The sequence below is a fragment of the Saccharibacillus sp. O23 genome (assembly GCF_002205895.1).
Taxonomy (GTDB): domain Bacteria; phylum Bacillota; class Bacilli; order Paenibacillales; family Paenibacillaceae; genus Saccharibacillus.
In genome coordinates this window covers 226,996-248,855 of sequence record NZ_NJDE01000003.1, presented here as the reverse complement: position 1 = coordinate 248,855, position 21,860 = coordinate 226,996, and the positions used below count along the sequence as shown (strand labels likewise).

Sequence of the window (21,860 nt, the reverse complement as noted above, 5' to 3'; positions counted from 1 at the left end):
AAAAGAAGCTTATCTTCGTCCGAGGAACGTCAAGCGTCCTCGCGAAGATAAGCTTTTTGTCATAGGGAAAAGTTCCCCGCGCTTCGATTACGAGCGGCGGTTCCATTGATGGTCGCCCGACAGGTATTTCTCCGTCAGGATCGACAGCAGTTGGATGCCGACTTCGTTATGTCCGCCTTCCGGAATGATCAGATCGGCGTATTTCTTGGAAGGTTCGATGAACGCTTCGTGCATCGGCTTGACCGTTCCGAGATACTGGTCATGGACCGAACGGATGCTGCGGCCGCGTTCTTCGATGTCGCGCAGCACGCGGCGCAGAATGCGCACGTCCGGATCGGTATCCACGAATACCTTGATATCGAGCTGTTTGCGCAGATTTTCGTCCGACAATACGTGCAGGCCTTCGATGATCACGATATTGTTCGGTTTCAGTTCGACCGTCTTGTCCGCGGAACGCGCGTGTACCGTGAAGTCGTAGACCGGCGCATGGGCGACGCGTCCTTCCTTCAGATCGTTCAGGTGCGACGCGAGCAGATCGTTGTCGAACGCGAAAGGATGATCGTAATTGATCGCGCCGCGCTCTTCGAAGCTCAACTCAGGATGATCTTTATAGTAGTTGTCCTGTGATATGAAAGTGACTTTCCCGGCGCCGAGCCGGTCGATGACAGACCTTGCGACCGTCGTCTTGCCGGAACCCGTGCCTCCGGCGATACCAATTGTAAGCATGGCGATCGATAAACCTCCCTAAGATGCTGGCACATTGCGATTGTTTGCAATTTCGATATTGTAGCATAGCATCGCCTTTTTTTCACCCGATTTTGTCCGATTATCGAGGCTTGTACGACGCTTTTTTGAAATTTCCGCGATTGCCTGCCTGCTGCCGCGCAAAATGGATTGCGCACGATGCAACCGGCCGCTACAATTGATGGGATAACCGGTAAAACAAATGATCGAACAACCGATAAAACAACTAAGAAGACAACATCCGCGCAAGCGGACGGAAGCGGCAGGCCGCAGAGGCAGCAGAAGAATGGGAGGCTTTGCCCTTGATCAAGAAATCCGACAGCCGAAGCTTAAGCCGGCTGATTCGTCGTTTAATGAATTTGTCCACTCTGTTCACGATTCTGGTCTTTGCGGTGATCGTGACGATCCTGTTATCCGTCGTAATCCGTCCGCTGGCTCAACTCGGCGCGCAGCTTGTCGCGCACTCGACGATGCGCGAGATGACGTCGCCCGCTTTTCCGGAAAACCACGGCATCCGGAAGCTGACCGATCTGTCGCCCGCCTCGCCCGGATTCGAGGCTTGGTGGAAAACGGTGGAACGGCAGGAAGTCGTCAATTACCGGATTCCGATGATCGACGGCGACAAGCCGCTCGTCTACGACGAAGGCCGCGAGATGCCGCGCGCGCTGCATACGGTCGATATCATCGTGGAGTTGGACGGCCGCGAGCTGTATCGCAGCGCGTATCTGTCGCAGGACGGCACGGCCGAAGAAGCGCTCGCGGAACGGAACGGATTGTACGATTATTTTAACAAACCGTATTACGCGCCTATCTTGGACGACGACGGCAAACAGCTCGGATTGATTACGGCGCGGATCTACCCGCCTCTGCTGGTCGAGATCGTCGGCGTGACCGCCGCATTGATGCTGCTGCTCGGGCTGCTCTGTTTTCTCGTCAATTACTGGCTCGGCAGGTGGCTGGTCCGTCCGCTGCTTCATTCGATGCATCAACTGCGCGGCGTGTTTCGCCGTCTGGCCGACGGAGACGTGGACGAATTGTTCGAGAAAGGCGTCCGCATGGACCGTTCCTATCTCGAGATCGAAGGCATCGCGGAGGAAGCGGACCGGATCATCGACAATACGAAGATGTACATGAAGCGTCTGCAAGAACAGAACGAAGAATTGGAAGCCCAGCAGGAAGTGCTGATGCGCCATGCGACCATAGACGGCTTGACGGGATTGATCAATCGGCGTCATTTTCTGGAGATGATCGGCCCGAGACTGCAAGAAGCGAGCGTCATGCTCCTGTTGATGGATATCGACGATTTCAAGCGGGTCAACGATACTTACGGTCATGTCGGCGGGGACGTGATTCTGGAAGGCATCGCCTCCGTACTGAAGGAATCGACAAGGGAGCAGGCTCTGGTAGGCCGCTTCGGCGGCGAAGAATTCGCGATCTTCGTAACCGGCGTGACGGAAGCGGAAGTCCGGCAATGCGCGGAGAAACTCCGCGCCGTTATCGAAGCGTCCGCGTTCGATCTGCCGGATACGCGTTCGATCAGCGTGACGGCGAGCATCGGCATCGCGTATACGGATACCCGCTACCAGACGTTCGAAGAGCTGTATCAACAAGCGGATGTCGCCTTGTACGAGTCCAAGCGAAACGGCAAGAACCGAGTGACTTTGTTCGGCGATTCGTCCATGCGGCTTCCGGGTTAAGGAGAGTTGTCGACGGAAGGGTTTTCCTCTATTTTATGAAAAAAATGTGAAGGAATTGGGAATCGTGCGGCGAATAATGCCTAATAAGGAGTACGTTTTGCGGTCTAGCGACTGATGCGCCGACGACGAATCCGGAACCTTGCCTATTAGGAGGATCACTTACATGAACGGGCCGAATGAAGAACAAGTCAGTGACAGCTTTGTCGTAAGAGCATTGGAAGAAAATCTGGCGATTATTCGTTTCGATATCAATCGTCGGGTCGTTTATGTCAACGATCGATTCGCTCAGGTGATGGGTTACCCGAAAGAACAGATGCTGGGCATGGACCATCGACGGTTCTGTTTGCCGGAGTTCGCGATGAGTTCGGACTATGACCGCTTCTGGCGGGAACTGCTCAGCGGAGCCACGTTCGAAGACAAAGTCGAACGGCTCTCGGCGACCGGGCGGCGGTTATGGCTGCAGGTCACTTATATGCCGGTGTTCGGCAGCAACGGGCAGGTGCTCGGCGTATGCAAAGTCGCTTCCGACATTACCGAGCGGATCGAGACGATCTCGACGGCGATGCGGGAGATGGAACGGATGTCGGACGCGCTGAGCGCGAGGGCGGAAGGCGGCATCCAGCGCAGTCAGACGCTGCTCGAGAGCATCGAGGAAGTCGCCGAAGTCTCGGGAGAGAACATGTCCACGCTCGACATCTTGCAGGAGCAGGCGGAGTCGATCCGCGGCATCGTGCAGACGATCCAGCAGATCGCTTCCCAGACGGGGCTGCTGGCGATGAACGCGGCGATCGAAGCGGCCCATGCGGGGCAGCACGGCAAAGGGTTCAATATCGTGGCGAAGGAAGTCGGCAAACTGTCGAACCAGGTCGGCGAATCGATCGTGGAGGTTCGGCGCACCATCGAAGGCATCGTTCGGGAAGTGAGCAATATTACACGCGGCACGAACCGGGCCCAGAATACGGTCTTTAAGAGTCAACGGGAACTGCGGCATGCCATCGAGGAATTTGCCGAGATCTCCGATGCGTCCGGCAAATTGGATATGCAAGCGAAGCGGTTCTCGGACTTGATCTGAGAAGCGCCGGCGCAGCGTTTCGGCTTAACAAGCATCTGCCTTACGACGATCGCGACCCGAATAGCGGGTCCGATCGGAAGTCGGCGGATGCTTTTTTTTGCCGTCCGGAAGAAAAACGAAAAATCGATCTAAGCAATCGACGTATCGCGTCCGATATATTTCTCATGAAACTTTCGGGAAATACAGTTGTGCGAAATCTTTATAAATGGAAATGACGAGAGGAACGGTGGGTTTATGAACAGATCGAATGAACAGCACCTTATGGAAGAGCAAGTCAGCGATGCCCTGGTCGTGAAGGCGCTTGAAGAGAATCTGGCGATTATTCGATTCGATCTGAACCGCCGGGTCGTCTACGTCAACGACAATTTCGCCGGTGTAATGGGCTATACCAAAGAAGAAATGCAGGGGATGGACCATCGCAAATTCTGCGTGCCCGAATTCGCCGGCAGCCCCGCTTACGAGAAGTTCTGGCGCGATCTGCTGAGCGGCCGCAGCTATGAAGACAAGATTCAGCGCGTAACGGCTTCCGGCCGCCGGATCTGGCTGCAGGCGACTTACATGCCGGTACTCGGCAGCAATCGCAAAGTGCTCGGCGTTTCCAAAGTGGCGACGAACATCACGGAGCGGATCGAGACCATCTCTACCGTCATGGAAGAGCTTCAACAGATGTCCGACGGACTGAACATTCGAGCCGAAGGCGGCATTCAGCGCAGTCACGCCCTGCTTCAGAGCATCGAGCATATCGCCGAGGTCTCGCAAAACAATATGAATACGCTTGCCAGTCTGCAGCGCCAAGCCGATTCCATTCGCGGTATCGTGCAGACGATTCAGGAAATCGCTTCTCAGACGAGCTTGTTGGCGCTGAACGCGGCGATCGAAGCGGCGCATGCGGGCGAACACGGCAAAGGCTTCGATATCGTCGCCAAAGAAGTCCGGAAGCTGGCGAACCGGGCCGGCGATTCGATCGTGGAAGTCCGCCGGAATATCGAAGGCATCACCAAAGAAGTCGATAACATCGCCAGCGGCACGAATCTGGCTCAGAATACGGTGGTCGAGAGCCAAGAACAGATTCGGCTCGCGATCGACGAATTCGCGGAAATCTCGGCGGCTTCCGGCGAACTCGACGCGCAGGCCAAAGAGTTTTCCAAACTGTTGTAAAAGAATAAGAAGGAATTTCGGCATCTTCGGCAAATATATTTAGGCATATAGCACGAGAAAATTGTCGAAAAATATAAAATAACGTCTTTAAAAGTCGATATATAAGTTAAGTAATTAGGAGAAAAATGGGATTTTTTTCAAAAATAATATGCGGGAACAGGTGATGATGCATGAATCATGCAGCGATGGCGAATAACGATCTGTTGGTGTCGGCTTTGGAAAAAAACTTGGCGATTATCCGTTTCGATTTGGATCGTCGCGTCGTATTCGTCAACCGTAACTTTGCCGAAGCAGTAGGCTACAAGGAAGAAGCCATGATCGGCATGCATCATCGCCAGTTTTGTTTCCCTGCTTTTGCCAACAGTTCGGATTACGAGAAATTCTGGCGCGATCTGATGTCCGGCCGAAGCTTCCAAGACAAGATCGAGCGGATGGATTCCCGCGGCGAGCGAATCTGGTTGGAAGCGACGTATATGCCGGTCTTGAACGACAACGGTAAAGTCATCGAGATCGTCAAGGTGGCGACCAATATCACCCGCCGTCAGAAAAATATCGAAGAAGTGGTTGCCGAACTTCAGCAGATGTCCGAAGGATTGAACGTGCGCGCGGAATCGGGAATCGTGCGCAGCCACGAATTGATGAGCAGCATCGAGCAGATCTCGGCGGTCTCGGAGAAGAACATCTCGACGCTGGGCAGCCTGCAAAACCAAGCGGAGTCGATCCGAGGCATCGTGCAGACGATTCAGGAGATCGCTTCGCAGACCAGCCTGTTGGCGCTGAATGCCGCGATCGAAGCGGCCCATGCCGGCGAGCACGGCAAAGGGTTCGATATCGTCGCCAAAGAAGTTCGCAAACTCGCGGGCCGCGTCAGCGAATCGATCGTCGAAGTCCGCCGCAATATCGAAGGGATCACCAAAGAAGTCACGAACATCACGGAAGGTACCAACGCGGCGCAGGAGAATATCAACCGCAGCCATTCGCAGATCCGTACCGCGATGGAAGAGTTCGAAGATATCTCGGCCGCTTCGGAACAGCTTGACGCGCGGGCGCGCGATTTCAACAGCATCATCTGATCGTTGTCCGCGTTTCTCGGCGGCCGCAAGGAAACGGATTCGACAAACAGGCGAATCGAATAAGCAGGCGATTCGAATTCGCGAAGCCGGAGTCCGCAGACTGCGGCTTTTTGGCATGGAGCGGCGAAGGGGAAAAGATGCGGGCAAATCGCCTATAATGGAAGTCGACGGAATTCAGGATTCGTCGAGAGGAGGCATTCCCTATGAAGCTGTCGATATTGGATTATTCGGAAATTCGCGAAGGAGCCTCTCCCGAGACGGCTCTCGCCGAGACGATCAAGCTGGCGCAGGCGGCCGAACGATGGGGCTATCGCCGCTTCTGGGTCTCGGAGCATCACGGCAACCGGGTGCTCGCCGGCTCCGCGCCGGAGATTCTCGTCTCCGCGCTGGGCAGCGCGACCCAAGGACGGATCAGGATCGGCTCCGGCGGCGTCATGCTGCCGATGCACAGCCCGTTCAAGGTCGCGGAGAGCTTCTCCGTATTGGCCGCCCTGTATCCGGGGCGGATCGATCTGGGTGTCGGCCGCTCGACCGGCGGGCGCGCCGAGACCTCGGCCGCGCTGCTGGACGGGCGCAGCGGCTCGTTCAGCCGCTACCCCGATCAGGTATCGCGGCTGGCCGCGCATATTCGCGGCGAACAAACCGAAGGCATCGGCTTCGGCGGCCGAGCCGAAGTGACGCCGCGCCCGGCGTCGAGCCCCGAGCTGTGGCTGCTCGGCTCCGGCGAGAACGGAGCCGATATCGCCGCAAGAAGCGGCATGGGCTTGGCGTTCGGGCATTTCGTTCGCGGCCGCGGCGGCCGCGAAGCGGTGCAAGCGTACCGCGACCGCTTCGTGCCTGCGGTTCCCGGCGCGGAGCCCCGCGTGCTGGTCTCGCTGTTCGCGGTCTGCGGCCGCGACGAAGACGAAGCGGAGCGTCTGGCGTCGGTCTTCGACGATTACCTGCTCGATATCGGCGAAGGCGGCCGGCTGAACCGCGTGCCGACGGTCGAAGAGGTACAGGCGCGCTCCTACGGCGAGGAACAGCAGCAAAAAATCCGGGCAGGACGCGCCCGGATGGTCGTCGGCGATCCGGCCGGCGTCCGTCGGCAGTTGGTCGCGCTCGCCGACCTCTACGGCGCGGACGAACTGATGCTGGCGACGGTCTCGCCGGATTTCGAAGCGAAGCTTCGGATGTACGAGCTGCTGGCCGAAGCGATGAAGCTCCGTTGAATGCGCGCCGAGCGCCGAGACTTTGCGGCTCCGCGCCGAGCCGCGATCGCTGTCGAAGCTGACGGGAGCGCGCAGCCGGGTAAGCGAGCGCGAAGCCGATAGGCGAGCACGGCAAAAAGGACCGCGAAAAGCGGTCCTTCGAGCTGTCTTCGAAAGTTGCTTCAACGGGTCCGACTGACCGAGCCGACCGCTCCGCCGATCAATGCGCGTAGCGCGAGATCGTGTCTTCCAGAATGTCCGCCACGCGATGCGGGCCTTGGCGCAGTTCGCTTTGAGTCAGACGCAGACGGACCAAGCTCTCGTCGGTGCCGACGGCTTCGGAGAAGAAGCCGCGCAGACCGCGGGCGCGGCGGTCGACTTCGAGCAGCAGTTCCAGATCGCCGCCCTGCTGGCGGAACAAGACTTCCAGTTCGTCGAGATGGCCGCGGAACTTGGTCGTCGGCACGTATTCGAATTCCTGCACGAACGGCAGCGGTCCGCCGAGGCGCGGCGCGTAATCGTTAGTCACTTCGCGCAGGCGGAAGCCCAGCAGTTCGATCGCGTCCAGCGCGATCTGAATCTCGTCGCTCGGCGTGACGTTCAGTCCGTCGCGATCGGTCGCGTCCACCGCGCTCGGGATATCGAGGCCCGTTTCGATCCATACGGCCGCGCCGCGAAGCGTGATCGGCGTGTACTCCGGCAGCGTGAAGCGGAACGGGATTTCTTTGCGTTCGCCGGCGCGCAGCGTGAAGCGGTCCGTCAGCAGGAACTTGGTGATCGTCGCCGTTTCGCGGACTTTGCGGTCGTCGTGTTCGCGGAGATATTCCGACTTGAGGAACAGATAGATCCGGTCGACCTGCTGTTCGACTTGGCCGCCCTCTATGTACACGACGCCCGAGATATCGCCGCCGACCGGCACTTCGGCCGTGTCGAGCACCGTGTCCACTTTGGCATTACCGATTCCGACGCTGGCGAGCATTTTTTTGAAAAAAGACATAAATTTTCACCCTCCGTTTGATTGATGCCAGATATACGCAGGCTCGCGGAGGGCGGTTTCGTTTTGTCCGAAGAAATTTCGCGGGCGAAAAATCAGGCTTTCAAAATGCCGCGCGCCGCCCGCTGGCCGGAGATGACCGCGCCTTCCATCGTGGCGAGAAAAGGCTGCTTCGTATAGTCGCCCGCGAGGAACAAGCCGGGAATCGGCGTGACCTGTTTTGGCCGTTTTTTTTCGCTGCCGACGGCCAATCGGTAGAAGTTTTCGTCGCCGCGAACGATGCGGTAATCGGTGACCCGATCGACGCCGTCCAGCCCGATCGCTTTTAACCCTTCGACGGTCCGCCGCCAGACTTCTTCTTCCGGAAGATCGATCAGGGCGTCGGGATCGACGAGGATGATCGAAGTCCGGCCGGATTTGCCTCGGAACGTCGTCCGCGACTGCTCGCCGAACGAGCCGAGCTGCGTGCCCGGTCCGAACGTCGTCCGGTCCTGCGGCAGCAGCGGCTCCGGCAGTTCGAACTGCGCGGTCACGTGCGGCATGGCATCCAGTTCGAAGAACGGCGCGAACCAAGAGACGTCCCGGAAATGTTCGGCCAGCAGCTTCTGCGACCGGCGGATATTCGCGGCGACCACGACGTTCGCGCCGAGGAGACGCTCGCCGCTTTCCAGCTCGACGCCCGTGACCGCCCCGTCTTCGACGATCAGGCCGCGAACCGGAGCAGAGGTGCGAACCGTTCCGCCCAGCCGCTCGATCGCGTCCGCCAGCGGACGGCACATCACGTCGGTCATGCCGCCGCTGAACGCGCCGATCCGCATCTTGTGCAGGCGCGGAATGCCCGGAGCGAACAGTCCGAAGAACGCGTAGGACGAATACTGCTCCGGCGGCAGGAAGAAGATGCCCGAGGACAGCGGCTCCAGAATGCGTTCCAGCGCCTGCTCCGTCACATGGTGGCGTTCGGCATAGGTTTTAAGCGGAATCTCGTCGAGTTCTTCCGGATTCGCCAGATAGTCTTTGAACCCCGCGGTGAAAAAAGGGATCAGCGACGCTTTGTCGGCCGGCGTCAGGTATTTGTTGTTGCCGAGCGCGCCGAGCGCCGTTTTGAGCGGGGCGCGGACGACGTCCAGACCGAATACGCCGGGTTCATCGGCTTCGGGATGGCGCGTCTCCATCGACTTTTCCCAGAACAGCATCTCGTTCAGGTCGATCCCGGCACGTTCCAACAGTTCGGGCAGCAGCGTGTAATAACCGATGAACTTATGGAAGCCGGATTCGACCTCCATGCCGTGCTCGTTCCAGTTGGCGGTGCGCCCTCCGACGTAAGGAGCGGCTTCGAGCACCAGCACCGGCTTGCCTTGGTCGGCCAATTCGAAGGCGCACGTCAGGCCGGCCAGTCCGGCGCCGATCACGATCGTCGGTCGTTCGTTCGAAGCATCAGGAATTTGCGGCAATGGGGTTTCCTCGCTTTCTGTATCGTGAATGTCTTCTTTCCCATTACCCGGCTCGGCCCGTTCGACGCTTGACTCTCGGGTATACCTGAGGGTTTAACGTGAAGACATTCCGGAGCGGACGCGCGCAGCGTCCGTTGCGATCAAGGAGGCGAACGGGTATGAAGATGATAACGCGGAGAAGGATCGGAAAAGGCGAGGGCGAACAAGGCGGCAGCGGCGCGGAGAGCAACGGGAATCGCGAACGGGGATCGCTGCGCGAAGCGATAGGGGGTTGGCTGCTTTTCGCAGCGGCGTTGTACGCGGCGGGCGCGGCCGCTTCGCTCATGGAAGCGGCCGGAATCGAACGGGCGGTCCGGCTGCCGGTTCAGGCGCTGATCGTGGCGGCGGCGGTCGTGCCGGGCGTCTGCGCGTTATACCGCCGCAGATTCGGGCGGCTGCCGATCGGCATAAGCGGGCGAGCGCTCAAAAAGGAAGCGGCCGCCGCGATCGGCGCGGGCGGTACCGCGCTGCTTCTCGCCGCGGCCGGTTTTGCGCACGCGCACGCGCTGGGCTGGCTGCGCGTCGAAGGATTGAACGCGACTCCCGCGCTGCTGGCGGGCTTGGGCATCAATCTGCTTACGGCGCTTCTGTACGAAGCGCTGCCCGAAGAATTGGTGTTCCGCGCGTTGATTCCCGACGCGCTCAGAGGACGCATGCGGGCGGCATGGGCATTCCTCTTGTCGCCGCTGCCGTTCGTGCTTGCGCCGGTAACGGTGCGCGGATTGCAGGCGGCGACCGGCTTGGGAGCGGAACCGATCACCGCGGATTATCTCGTGCTGCTGACGGTATTCGCGGTGGCGCTGCAAAGCGCTCGTTCCGCGTTCGGACGGATCGGAGCCGGCATCGGATTCCATCTGGCTTATCTGATGTTGGCCCGCTTCGTCGTATTGGCCGCGCCGGGCGAAGGGTTGGTCGCTTATACCGATATCGAGCCGGAGACCGGCAGCGTGGCGGTGCTGTTTCTGACGGTGGTGGCGGGAGGAGCGGCGGCATTCGCCGCCGTTTCGGCGATCCGCCGCAAAAAATCGGCCGTTCCGGAAACCTGAAGAAGACCGTTTGCGTGCGCGAAGCGGATCGATTAAGCTGGAACCGACGGACGGGAAACTCCGGGCCGGCCGCGGAAAAGGAGCATCGAGAGCGGGGAGGGGAAAGCGTGGCGAACGGGGAACGGTATCGGATCGGCGAACTGTCCAAGCGCACCGGCCTTAGCGCGGCGGCTCTCCACCATTACGAGGAAATGGGATTGATCGCGCCCGAACGCGATCCCGAATCCGGTTATCGGCTGTACGGGGCGGAAGAACTGTTTCGGCTTCAGGAGATCGCCGTATTGAAAGAGATGGGCTTCAAACTCTCGGATATCGCGCGAATGAAGCCGCCGAACGGCGAAGACGCAGGAGAACGGTCCCGCGCGCAGATCTGGAAAGACGCGCTGCGAAGACAAGCGCAGCTGATCGACGCCCGAAGGCGCGAACTCGATAAGATGAAGAAACTGATCGAATCCGGTTTGTTTTCGATCGAAGTCCGCGGCGAGATCGTGCTGGAAGAGCTGACCGATTTTATCCGGCAGGTCGGCGCATACGGCGCGGAGCAGCGCGGAGAGGCGAGACGGCGATTTTTCTCCGAAGAAGAACGGAAGCGGCTGCCGGAATTCGCGGAAACGGGCGAAGAAGCGGAAGTCTGGGCGTCCCTGCTGCGCCGCGCGCACGCGGGCGTCGGTTCCGCGGCGGACGCTCCGGATTCGCTGAAGCTGGCGGAAGACCTGCTGGATTACGCGCTGGGTCGTTTCGGCGGCGACGCGAAGCTGGTCGAACGCTATTGGTCGTTCGTTCGTCCAGACGAAAGCGAATCGGCGAAAGTCTACGGGTTGGATGCGGAGACGACCGCTTATATCGAAGCGATCACCGACGAATATTTGCGGCGTTCGGCCGAGAAGATGCCTCCGCCGGAAAGGTAAAGCATCGCCGCTTCGCAGGCAGCCGCGGACATCCGCAGCATGAGCTTCGGCCCCCGGCCTGCGGCGGATTCTCCGCAGGCCGGGGGCCGATCTTTGTCTTGCGATGTTCTTGTTTCTTATCTCGCGATTTCCGCCATCGCCGCTCGCAGCGTCGGATAACGGAACTCGAAGCCTTCCTGCAGCAGGCGTTCGGGCTGTACCCAGCGGCTCTTGAGAATCAGCTCCGTTTCGGTGCGGATCGCGACGGCTCCGAGCTCCAGCATCCACGCGGGAGCGGGCAGCCCGAAGCGGCGTCCGTAAGCCTGTCGCATGATCTCCATCTGTTCCTTGTTCGTGACCTGCTCGGGGGCCGAAACATTGAACGCGCCCGACAGATCGCGGCGCTCCGCGAGAAAGTCCACGATGCGAAGCAGATCCTCCAGATGGATCCAACTGAAACGCTGGCTTCCGGGTCCCTGCGGCCCGCCCAGACCGAACCGCACCAAGTTGGCGTAAGGAACCATCACGCCTCCTCCGCGTCCCAACGCGATCGCGATCCGCAGCGCGGCTTTTCGCGTTCGCGGCGTATCGGCCGCGAAAAAAGCTTCTTCCCAAGCCCGGGCCACCTCCACGGAGAAGCCGCTTCCGATCTCGCCGCCGGCTTCGGTCATCGGACGGTCGCGGGCATCGCGGTAAATGGTGGCCGTGCTCGAATTGATCCATAATTCGGGCGGATTCGCACAGGCGGCGACCGCTTCGCCGAGAATTCGGGTGGTCTCCGTGCGCGACGCGAGAATCTCTCGGCGGTTTCGTTCGTTGTAGCGGCAGTTCACGGACCGGCCCGCCAGATTGACGAGCATCTCGGCGCCGTTCAGCGCTTCGACGATGGCTGTAGGGTCGTCCCAAGATATGTGGCCGGGCCGTCTCGAGATCATGCGCACGTCACAGCCTTCGGCTGTATATCGTTCTTGCAGGGCGCTGCCGATAAATCCGGTCGCGCCGGCCAGCACGATTTTTCTTTTTCCTTTTGCGGTGCTCGCAAGGCTGGTTGTATTTCCCATCATTTCCCTCCCTCGGAAATACGCGTCAAGCTTTCGGCATAATAAACCGGCGTATTGCCTTTTTCTTGTCTGCCATACAAATTTGTACCCATGTTCCCTTCAATTCGCCTGCCGAGTTGACGATAAATCGAAAAGGGCGAAAGCTGCACTTTGGAGCGGATATTGCAAAAACGGATCGAAAACAAGCTGAAGGAGAATCGGAATGAATGAACATCCTCTGAACGGAGGGGGTACCCTCGCGACGGATATCGGCAACGAATGGAACATTTTATTGGTCGGAGGAAGCGGCGAAGAATTCGCGCTGCTGTCCCGTCTGCTCGCGGGGTTCGTTTTCGAAGAGAGGCCCGTACACTTGATCCACGCCGCCGACTCCCAAGAAGCATATTTGCTGTTGGAAGAAGAACAAGACATCGCGTCCGTGATGATCGAGTTGGATGCCTCGCAAGATCGCGCGCCGCTCGAACTGATCCGATATATCCGGTCGACGCTGCTGAACGCCTCCGTTCGGATCGTCGTCGTGGCCGATCCCGTATGGGCGGACGCCGAAGAAGAGATCATGTTCCGCTACGACATCAACGCGTTTCGGCTCAAAGGCGAATTGGACGCCGGAGTCGGTCGCTTGAAAGCGGCCTTCGTTGGAGCGCTGCGCGCTTATCGGGAATTCAAGAAGACCGAAGACGAGAAGAAGAGTCTGGAATATGTCGCTTTGTCTTCTTCGTTGGTGTTGAACTCCGGTTCGTTGGAAGGTCTGGCGCACGACGTGCTGCGGCATCTGGCCTCCATCCTGAATACGAAACATTCTTTCGGAGGATTGATTCTTCAGAAGAACCAACGCAGATGGCGCAAGTTGGCGGCGACGGGCAAATTCGCCGAACTCGATACGTATGCGCTCCCGGGAGACGTCGACAACCTGCTGTCGCTGCTGCGCACGTTCAATCGGCAGTCTTTGACGTTCGAAGGTTTTCATTTTCATTCGCCGAGCGCGGTCGGAACGGAACGCCTGATCTTTATCGACGGCAGCCGAACGCCCAGCGATTGGGAATATTATCTGGCCGAATCGTACTGCGCGAATACGGATGCCGTGTTCGAGAACCTCGAATTGCGTCACGAGATCGAGAGCACGCAAAAAGAAATCATCTACACGCTCGGCGAGATCGCGGAGACCCGTTCGCAAGAAACGGGCTTCCACGTCAAACGGGTGGCGGAATATACGAAACTGCTCGCGCTCAAGTACGGGCTGCCGGAAGAAGAAGCGAATCTGCTGGCTCTGGCGAGCCCGATGCACGATATCGGCAAGGTCGGCATCAGCGATTCGATCCTGAATAAGCCCGGCAAGCTCACGGAAGAAGAATATGCGACCATGCAGGGTCATGCGCTGTCGGGGTACGAGATGCTCAAGCATTCGAGCCGTCCGATTCTCAAGACGGCGGCGATCATCGCGCTGCAGCATCACGAGAAATACGACGGCGGCGGTTATCCGAACGGCCTCAAAGGCAACGATATTCATCTGTACGGTCGGATTACGGCGATCGCGGACGTGTTCGACGCGCTGGCGAGCGATCGGGTCTACAAAAAGGCTTGGCCGCTCAGCGATATCGTCGAACTGTTCCGCCGGGAACGGGGACGGCATTTCGATCCCGTGCTCACCGATCTGTTCCTCAAACATCTGCACGAGTTTCTGGAGATCCGTTCGCACTACGCGGACGAGAAAGTGTTTTAGTTAAGTGGATCGACGGCAGTATCGTCGATCCGCGTACCCGAAAGCGGATCGACTTTAATCAAAGGTTTACGTTTATCGGAAACACGCACGGTTCAAGCTGGTTTTTGATGAACGTAAACCTTACCTTACCGTCGATCCGCGTTTTCGCGAGTCGGGAGGCGCCGCCTCTTGTATTCATGCCTAAAATTTGGGACAATGAAGGACGAATGCTCGGCTGTGCGGCTTATGGCCGTAGAGCCGAATTTTACGTACCGGAAAAAGGCGAAGGTCGCCGCGATTCCGGGTTGAAAAGAGGGTAACGCAACATGAATAGCAAACCGTCCATTTACGGACTGACCTTAGACGCGCTGTCCGATTGGCTCACGGAGAACGGCGAGAAGAAATCCCGGGCCGCTCATATCTGGGAAGCTTTGTACAAAGCGAGAGTCAGCGACTTTTCGCAGATGGCGGCCGTCAACGCGGCTTGTCTGAGCTTGCTCCAAGAACGTTTCTCGCTCAAGACGATGACCGAGTTCGTGAAGCAGGAAGCTTCCGACGGCACGGTCAAATTTCTGCTGCAGCTGCATGACGGAAGCCTGATCGAAACGGTGCTGATGCGCAAAAAGTACGGCTTGTCCGTCTGCGTCACCACGCAGGTCGGCTGCAATATCGGATGCAGCTTCTGCGCGAGCGGCCTGATCAAGAAAAGCCGAGATCTGACCGCCGGCGAGATCGTCGAACAGATCATGACCGTGCAGCATTATCTCGACGCGGCGGGACAAGGCGAGAAAGTGACCAATATCGTCGTGATGGGCATCGGCGAACCGTTCGACAATTTCGAGCACCTGATCAACTTCCTCGAAGTGGTCAAAGACCGCAAAGGCCTGGCGATCGCCGCCAAGCGAATCACCGTTTCGACGAGCGGCATTCCGGACAAGATCCGCGCTTTCGCCGATCTCGGGACGCAGACGCATCTGGCAATCTCGCTGCATGCGCCGAACAACGATCTGCGCACGCGCATCATGATGATCAACCGGGCGTTCCCGCTGGAGAAATTGATGGACGCCGTGCGGTATTACCTCGAAACGACCGGACGCCGGATCATGTTCGAGTATATCCTCCTCAGCGAAGTGAACGACGGCCTCGAGACCGCGGCGGAGTTGGCGGATCTGCTCGACGAGTTCAAAGATTTGGCGAGCATCAATCTGATTCCTTACAATCCGGTCGACGAGCACAGCCAATACCAACGCAGCACGCCGGAAGCGATCAACGGTTTCTACGACGTGCTGAAAAAACGCGGCATCAACGCGACCGTCCGCATGGAACACGGCACCGACATCGACGCGGCCTGCGGCCAGCTTCGCAGCAAGCAGATGAAGAAAGACCGCACGGCTTAAGGCGATCGATTCGGCGAGTCCGTGAATATCGGACGTCGCATTACTCGCAACTTGCGAATAATTCTTTTGTGCATTCAGTTCGGAAGCGAAAGGAGCAGCACGCATGATCCGCAAAGCTTCGGTAATGAAGGTCTACAAAGAACATCACGAAGAATACCGCAGACGCCACGACGAACTCTGGCCCGAGATGGAACAGATGCTGCGCGAGCACGGCATGATCGAATACTCGATTTTTCTCGACCCGGCCACGGACAATCTATTCGCTTATCTGGTCGTCACGGACGAAGAATTATGGGCGCGTTCGGCGGATACGGAAGTCTGCCGCAGATGGTGGGCGTATATGAAAGACATCATGGAGACGAACGCGGACGACAGCCCGGTCGCGCATGAATTGACGGAAGTGTTTCGGTTGGGATGAGAAACAAACGGATAAAGGCCTCTTGCCCTTACGGGCAGAGGCCTTTTTGTTTGTCGAAGCTTTTCGTCGCCATCCGGCTTTAATGAATGCCTCGCATCGCCCGGCGGATGATCGGAGCCAGCAAGAACAGCACGACGGCCAGAACCAGAGAAGCTCCGCCGATGATGCCGAAGTACAGCGTTTCGTTCGCTTCCGAATAAAGCGGGCTGATCAAAGCGTTGATCGCCTGAGCGGCCGCGGGAGCGAGAAACCAGAGACTCATGGCCTGCGCGGAAAAAGCCGCCGGAGCCAGCTTGGTTGTCGTCGAAAGTCCGACAGGCGAGAGGCACAGTTCGCCGAGCACGACGACGAAATAACTGAGCACCAGCCACAGCGGACTGACCAGCCCGCCGCCGCCGAACTGCCCCGGAATCAAGATGACGAGGAACGACAAGCCGGCGAACAGCAGCCCGAGCGAGAATTTGACCGGAACGCTGGGCTGGCGGTCGCCGAGACGCGTCCAGATCCAAGCGAAGATCGGCGCAAGCACGATGATGAACAGCGGATTCGCGGATTGGAACCAAGAAGGTTCGATACGAATGCCCATAAAGTCGAGCTGCGTGCGCTTGTCGGCATAGACGCCCAGAATGGTCGCGCCTTGTTCTTGAATCGACCAGAACATCACCGCCGCGACGAACAGCGGAATATAAGCCAACAGCCGGGAACGTTCGATCTCCGTCGTTTTGCCGCTTCTGTACATGACGGTGAAGTAAGCGATCGGAATCAGCACGCCGAGCACGCCGATCGCGATCGTGAACGAGCGGATCGTCAGCCACCCGAGCAGGGAAGAACCGACGACGATCGCCGCCAGAACCAGCGCGCCGATGCCGAGCCGGGTCAGCACGCGTCCGCGTTCTTCGCGCGTGAGCGGATTCGGCACGGCGGCTCCGGCCAGACCCAGATACGTTTTGCGGGTGAACAAGAAGACCAGCAGTCCGGCTAACATTCCGACCGCCGCCAGCGAGAAGCCGAGGTGATAATCGACTTTTTGCCCGACGCTGCCGACGATCAGCGGAGCGATGAACGCGCCCGAGTTGATGCCCATATAGAAGATGCTGAAGCCGGCGTCGCGCCGGTTATCGTTTTCCGCGTACATCTCGCCGACCACGCTGGAGACGTTCGGTTTCAGCATGCCGGTCCCGATGATGATCAGTCCCATCGAGAGGAACAAGGTCGTCGCGCCGCCCGGAAAAGCCAACGCGACATGCCCGAGCATGATCAGGACGCCGCCGTAGAATAACGATTTGCTTTTGCCCAGTACGCGGTCCGCCAGCCAGCCGCCGATAATGGTCGACATGTAGACCAGCGAGCCGTATACCGACATGATGGCGACGGCGGTCGCTTCGGAGAAGCCGAGACCTCCGTTCACCGTCTGGTCGTAGATATAATACAGCAGCAGCGCCCGCATCCCGTAATAAGAAAAGCGTTCCCAAAATTCCGTGAAGAACAGGGTCAGCAGCCCTTTCGGATGACCGAAAAAGCCTGTCTGCGGCACGCTGTCCACAATGTCTTGCTTATTGATTTCCGCGTGATTTCCCGAATTGCCTTTCATTCGCATCCCTCCGCGTTTTCAGCCTGCTTTATTCCTTAAATAAACCGCCGTCGACGATCCAACCAAGATTTCGGGAAAGCGGCGGAAAATTTTCGGCCTTTTGACATTTTGCGAACGATTCGGCCGAATGCGTTTTCGTTTTCGACAGTTGTTTGTTCGAAGCACAAATCTGTTGCTCTGCCGCGGTAAATCGTTTACGATCTTAGAATGGCTGCCGTTCGCGGCGCGCCTTACACAGACAACACGAAAGAAACCGGGGGAACGATATGGGCAATACTCAAATTTGGATTTCGCTTGCGATCTATCTGGCAGGCATGCTTCTGATCGGCTGGTTCGCTTACAAACGGACGTCCGGCTTATCGGATTACGTATTGGGAGGACGCAGCTTGGGTCCGGCGGTCACCGCGCTCAGCGCGGGAGCGGCCGACATGAGCGGCTGGCTGCTGATGGGCCTGCCCGGCGCGATGTACGTGCAGGGGCTCAGCGCGGGCTGGATCGCCGTCGGCCTGACCATCGGCGCTTACGCGAACTGGCTCTATGTCGCGCCGCGCCTGCGGACGTACACCGAGGAAGCCGGAGACTCGATGACGATTCCGTCTTATCTGGAGAACCGTTTCGGCGACGGGACGCGGATCGTGCGTCTCGTCTCGGCATTGGTCATCATCGTCTTTTTCACGTTCTATATCTCGTCCGGCATGGTCTCGGGCGGCGTTCTGTTCCAATCGAGCTTCGGGTTGGATTATCATACGGGCCTTTGGATCGTCGCGGGCGTCACGATCGCTTATACGCTGTTCGGCGGGTTCTTGGCCGTAAGCTGGACGGACTTCGTGCAGGGCTTGATCATGTTTCTGGCGCTCGTGATGGTTCCGATCGTGACGTTGAGCCACAGCGGCGGGTTCGGCGGCGCGTTCAGCGAGATCCGCTCGATCGATCCGGCGATGCTCGATCCGCTCAAAGGCGTCAGCACGCTCGGCATCGTCTCGCTGCTCGCGTGGGGCCTCGGTTATTTCGGCCAGCCGCATATCATCGTGCGTTTCATGGCGATCTCTTCGGTCAAAGAAATCAAAAGCGCCCGCCGGATCGGCATGGGTTGGATGATCTTCTCCGTCTGCGGCGCCATGCTGACCGGATTGATCGGAGCGGCTTACTTCTCGCGCCACGGCCTGAAGCTGGACGATCCGGAGACGGTCTTCATTCAACTGTCGCATATCCTGTTCCATCCGCTGATCACCGGCTTCCTGCTGGCCGCGCTGCTCGCTGCCGTCATGAGCACGATCTCGTCGCAGCTGCTCGTCACGGCCAGTTCTTTGACGGAAGACTTGTACCGCATCCTGCTGCGCCGCGGCGCATCCGATCGCGAATTGAGCTTCGTCAGCCGTTTGGCGGTATTGGTCGTGTCGGTCGCCGCGTTGGCGTTGTCGTACACGAAAAACGATACGATCCTGACGCTGGTCGCCTACGCTTGGGCCGGGTTCGGCGCTTCGTTCGGACCGGTCATCCTGCTCAGCTTGTATTGGAAAAAGATGAACCGTTGGGGCGCGCTTGCCGGCATGGCCGTCGGCGCCGTTACGGTTATCGTATGGGCGAACGTTCCGGCGCTGAAGGATACGCTCTACGAGATCGTGCCGGGCTTCGCGGCGAACCTGATCGCGATCTTCCTCGTCAGCACGCTGACGGGCGGTCCTCGGGCGAACGGAGCGAACCTTACGGAGAAATAACAGGCGGGGTACCCGCCCGCGGCGGATTCCGGATCGCAGTCGTCCGGAGCCGCGCTGCTCGGCAGCAAAGAACCCTCGATCGTCCGCATGTCGGCGATCGAGGCCTCTTTGCTGCCTTTTTTGCTTGAAGAAGCCGCTTATAGGATCTGAACGATCCGCCGAATCGATGGATATTTGTCGAAAACGGTTGCCGGAATATTGCCTTCATTATTGAGAAATCGTATGCTGAATGGGAATATCGGGAAGAGCAAGAAGGTCCGCGCAACGATTCGCCCATAAGCGCGTATAGAAAAGGCGTAAGTCGAACCTAATCGAAGCTTTTCGATCAATCAGGGAGGGGAATGACGAATGGAACAAGGCATCGGAGTCGTATTGTTCGAAAAAATGGTCGGCGGAGAGCTGAGACAGCTCGAAGAACGCTCATGGAGCATGAATATGGTCGCCGCGCTGGAGCACGCCAACTATCTGGTCGTGCAGGGACGCGAGTTCGAAGCGGTCGAAGGACGTTTGAACGTCGACACCGGCAAATTGGAACTGCTGCTCGTGCCGATGCACGGCTGACGTTCGGCGAACGACCGATAGACGTTTCGTTTGGATAAGGGAGGGACAGAACGTTGGATCATACAGGCAAGGAAAATAACAAGCCGATTCCCGAAGAGCCGGAGCGTTACAGCTTGGCTTCCGAGACATCGGCAGAAGCGGCCGGGAGTTCGTCCGACGAAGGCGCGGTCCGTGCCGATGGGGGCAAGAAGACTTACGACGAAACGCTCCGCGGAGCGGGCGGTTCGTCGAACGAGACAGGGATCAGCCGTCCGGTCAAAGTGTTGTCCACCTCGTTGGGCCTTGCGCTGATCGCGCATGCGGCGATCGCGCCGGTCGGTTCGGCGTCGGCTTCGAGCGGCAGCGCCGAGCCGAAGCTGGTGGAATGGTCGAGCGACGAAGTGAAACAGTATTACGACCCTTCGGTCGACTGGAGCCTGCCGATCGACGAGCAGAAGCTTCAGGAACAGGAACAGACGACGGCGCCGACGGACGGATCCGGCGGAACGACGGTCGTCAACAATTATTACGGCGGTTACGGTTCGAGCTTCGGCTGGGACGACATGCTGCTCTACCACTTCTTGTTCAATAATGCCGGCGTATATTCGTCGCGCGGTTGGTACGACGACCGCCGCGGCTATTATGCGGGTTCCAGCCGTCCGTACACGCCGCGCACGTACAGCTCGGGCAGCTTCCAGAACCGCGAAGTCTCCGGTTCCACGGTGCGTCCGAAGACGTCCAATTCGACCGGCAAGATCACCCGGCGTTCCACGTCGAGCGGTTCCGGCGGCGTCGGAGGCAAATCGAGCGGACTCGGTTCTTCCGGTTCCAAGTCGGGCTCGAAATCGAAATCCGGCGGATTCTTCGGCGGATGAGCGGCCTGTTCAGAATCGCCGGAACGCCGTCGCCGGATCGCGAAGCGCTGACGGAAGAACTTCGGGAAATGGGATTCGCTTGGGCGGATTACGAAGACGAACAGTATTGGATCGATCAGGCGGCCGTCATGAACGAGAACGCGTACGCAGAGGTGGAAGAAGCTTCGCGCCGGTTGTGGAACGTGTTCGACAAAGCCGTGCGTTACGTGCATCGCCGCCGCGACCTCTACGAGCTGATCGGCATCCCGTCCGTGTTGTGGAATATGCTCGATCAAGCGCCCGTAGCCGACGAACCGAAGATCAGCCGCTATGCGCGCTTCGACTTTGCCGTCTCGGAAGACCCCGAGCGTCCCGGCGAAGCGAGCGTCAAACTGCTGGAATTGAACGCGGACACGCCGACCGGCTACGTCGAATCTTCGATCGCCACGCCGTGGATGTGCAAGCGGCTCGGCATCCGAAGCATGAACGATTCCATGCCCGGACAGGTGCGCGCGGCTTGGGAAGCGGAGAAGCCGGATACGGCCGCCTGCATCGCGTACGGCGAGCATGAAGAGGACTCCGGCACCATCGAAGCGTTGGTTCGGCACAGCGGACGCGAGATGCGTCTGGTCGATTGCCTGGAACTCACGATCGAAGACGGGTTGGTCAAAGACGGACAAGGCGAACCGATCGGGCGCATGTTCGCTTTGTATCCCAAAGAATGGATGTCGGTCGACGACGGGGGCGAAGCGCTGGCCTACGCGGTCGAGAGCGGACAGCTTAAGCTGTTCAATCATCCCCACGCCATTCTGCTGCAATCCAAAGGCATGATGGCCGTCGTCTGGGGACTGCACGAACTGGGCATGCTGTACGACGAAGAAGAACGGGACGCGATCGCCCGGTACATGCTGCCTACATACAACAAACCGATCTTCTCCGGCGACTACGTCTCCAAGTCGATGTTCGGCCGCGAAGGCGGTTCCGTGCGCATGTACGGGCAGGGCGGAGAGTTGGAGCTGGAAGACGAAGAAGGCTACGACACGAGCGGACTGTTTCCGGTCGTGTATCAGAAAAGGGCGGATCTGACGCGCGTGACGACCGCCGAAGGCGAGCTGCATCTGCTTGTCGGCATGTTCGTCATCGACGGCGTTCCGTGCGGCATGCTGGGCCGCGCCGGCGGACTGATCACCGGCAATGCCAGCCATTTTATCGCGTTGGGAGTGGAATGAAC

The 21,860-nt window shown here is 58.7% G+C and carries 19 protein-coding genes; 14 read left to right on the top strand and 5 right to left on the bottom strand.

All coding sequences use genetic code 11. The features are described 5' to 3' along the window. Positions 1 to 87 precede the first annotated feature (87 nt). Positions 88 to 726, bottom strand: coding sequence for a uridine kinase (gene udk / locus CDO73_RS05130; RefSeq protein WP_088487428.1), 639 nt, complete (start codon positions 724 to 726; stop codon positions 88 to 90). 320 nt (positions 727 to 1,046) lie between these two features. Here udk and CDO73_RS05125 point away from each other — a divergent pair, with 320 nt between their 5' ends. From CDO73_RS05125 to CDO73_RS05105, 5 genes are all read left to right on the top strand, one after another. Further along, complete coding sequence (locus CDO73_RS05125; protein WP_088487427.1) at positions 1,047 to 2,441, top strand: GGDEF domain-containing protein; 1,395 nt, start codon at positions 1,047 to 1,049, stop codon at positions 2,439 to 2,441. Positions 2,442 to 2,604: 163 nt separating this feature from the next. Beyond that, positions 2,605 to 3,513 (top strand): methyl-accepting chemotaxis protein, encoded by a 909-nt coding sequence (locus CDO73_RS05120; RefSeq protein WP_088487426.1) that lies wholly within the window; start codon positions 2,605 to 2,607, stop codon positions 3,511 to 3,513. A gap of 234 nt (positions 3,514 to 3,747) precedes the next feature. Then, complete coding sequence (locus CDO73_RS05115; protein WP_088487425.1) at positions 3,748 to 4,671, top strand: methyl-accepting chemotaxis protein; 924 nt, start codon at positions 3,748 to 3,750, stop codon at positions 4,669 to 4,671. 170 nt (positions 4,672 to 4,841) lie between these two features. Then, positions 4,842 to 5,744: a methyl-accepting chemotaxis protein gene (locus tag CDO73_RS27340; protein ID WP_088487424.1), complete on the top strand. Its 903-nt coding sequence runs from the start codon at positions 4,842 to 4,844 to the stop codon at positions 5,742 to 5,744. 203 nt (positions 5,745 to 5,947) lie between these two features. Continuing rightward, positions 5,948 to 6,955 carry an LLM class flavin-dependent oxidoreductase gene (locus CDO73_RS05105; protein ID WP_088487423.1) on the top strand — a complete coding sequence of 336 codons (1,008 nt, stop codon included), beginning with the start codon at positions 5,948 to 5,950 and terminating at the stop codon, positions 6,953 to 6,955. 199 nt (positions 6,956 to 7,154) lie between these two features. Here the strand turns inward: CDO73_RS05105 and CDO73_RS05100 are convergent, their stop codons facing one another. Beyond that, entirely contained in the window at positions 7,155 to 7,931 is a 777-nt protein-coding gene (locus tag CDO73_RS05100) for a sporulation protein (RefSeq protein WP_088487422.1), read from the bottom strand. Between the two features lie 92 nt (positions 7,932 to 8,023). Then, complete coding sequence (locus tag CDO73_RS05095; protein WP_088487421.1) at positions 8,024 to 9,379, bottom strand: hydroxysqualene dehydroxylase; 1,356 nt, start codon at positions 9,377 to 9,379, stop codon at positions 8,024 to 8,026. 158 nt (positions 9,380 to 9,537) lie between these two features. Between CDO73_RS05095 and CDO73_RS05090 the strand changes: the two genes are divergently transcribed. Together CDO73_RS05090 and CDO73_RS26680 are read left to right on the top strand one after the other, a co-directional pair. Beyond that, on the top strand, positions 9,538 to 10,464 hold the full coding sequence (locus tag CDO73_RS05090) for a CPBP family intramembrane glutamic endopeptidase (protein ID WP_088487420.1): 927 nt from the start codon (positions 9,538 to 9,540) through the stop codon (positions 10,462 to 10,464). A gap of 107 nt (positions 10,465 to 10,571) precedes the next feature. Then, positions 10,572 to 11,372 (top strand): MerR family transcriptional regulator, encoded by an 801-nt coding sequence (locus CDO73_RS26680; RefSeq protein ID WP_179218585.1) that lies wholly within the window; start codon positions 10,572 to 10,574, stop codon positions 11,370 to 11,372. 116 nt (positions 11,373 to 11,488) lie between these two features. On the opposite strand, the gene CDO73_RS05080 is transcribed toward CDO73_RS26680, so the two are convergent. Further along, positions 11,489 to 12,412, bottom strand: a complete 924-nt coding sequence (locus tag CDO73_RS05080) for a TIGR01777 family oxidoreductase (RefSeq protein WP_088487418.1) — start codon at positions 12,410 to 12,412, stop codon at positions 11,489 to 11,491. 202 nt (positions 12,413 to 12,614) lie between these two features. Between CDO73_RS05080 and CDO73_RS05075 the strand changes: the two genes are divergently transcribed. The 3 genes from CDO73_RS05075 to rhaM all read left to right on the top strand — a co-directional run bounded on the left by CDO73_RS05075 (position 12,615) and on the right by rhaM (position 15,926). After that, positions 12,615 to 14,132 (top strand): HD domain-containing phosphohydrolase, encoded by a 1,518-nt coding sequence (locus CDO73_RS05075; protein WP_088487417.1) that lies wholly within the window; start codon positions 12,615 to 12,617, stop codon positions 14,130 to 14,132. Positions 14,133 to 14,437: 305 nt separating this feature from the next. After that, the gene (rlmN, locus tag CDO73_RS05070; protein WP_088487416.1) at positions 14,438 to 15,508 is read left to right on the top strand and encodes a dual-specificity RNA methyltransferase RlmN; all 1,071 of its coding nucleotides are present in this window, start codon (positions 14,438 to 14,440) and stop codon (positions 15,506 to 15,508) included. A 103-nt stretch (positions 15,509 to 15,611) separates the two neighbouring features. Further along, a complete protein-coding gene (gene rhaM, locus CDO73_RS05065; protein WP_088487415.1) occupies positions 15,612 to 15,926 on the top strand; it encodes an L-rhamnose mutarotase in 315 nt (104 codons plus the stop codon). A gap of 79 nt (positions 15,927 to 16,005) precedes the next feature. On the opposite strand, the gene CDO73_RS05060 is transcribed toward rhaM, so the two are convergent. Beyond that, positions 16,006 to 17,517: a peptide MFS transporter gene (locus tag CDO73_RS05060; RefSeq protein ID WP_088487414.1), complete on the bottom strand. Its 1,512-nt coding sequence runs from the start codon at positions 17,515 to 17,517 to the stop codon at positions 16,006 to 16,008. A 266-nt stretch (positions 17,518 to 17,783) separates the two neighbouring features. On the opposite strand from CDO73_RS05060, the gene putP reads away from it, so the two are divergent. The 4 genes from putP (at position 17,784) to CDO73_RS05040 (ending at position 21,858) form a co-directional block, all read left to right on the top strand. Beyond that, positions 17,784 to 19,235, top strand: coding sequence for a sodium/proline symporter PutP (gene putP / locus CDO73_RS05055; RefSeq protein ID WP_088487413.1), 1,452 nt, complete (start codon positions 17,784 to 17,786; stop codon positions 19,233 to 19,235). 348 nt (positions 19,236 to 19,583) lie between these two features. After that, positions 19,584 to 19,796, top strand: coding sequence for a hypothetical protein (locus tag CDO73_RS05050; RefSeq protein WP_088487412.1), 213 nt, complete (start codon positions 19,584 to 19,586; stop codon positions 19,794 to 19,796). A 242-nt stretch (positions 19,797 to 20,038) separates the two neighbouring features. After that, on the top strand, positions 20,039 to 20,650 hold the full coding sequence (locus CDO73_RS05045; protein WP_088487677.1) for a hypothetical protein: 612 nt from the start codon (positions 20,039 to 20,041) through the stop codon (positions 20,648 to 20,650). Then, on the top strand, positions 20,647 to 21,858 hold the full coding sequence (locus CDO73_RS05040) for a glutathionylspermidine synthase family protein (protein WP_088487411.1): 1,212 nt from the start codon (positions 20,647 to 20,649) through the stop codon (positions 21,856 to 21,858). The genes CDO73_RS05045 and CDO73_RS05040 overlap by 4 nt, the downstream gene beginning before the upstream one ends. The last annotated feature ends 2 nt before the right edge of the window (positions 21,859 to 21,860 follow it).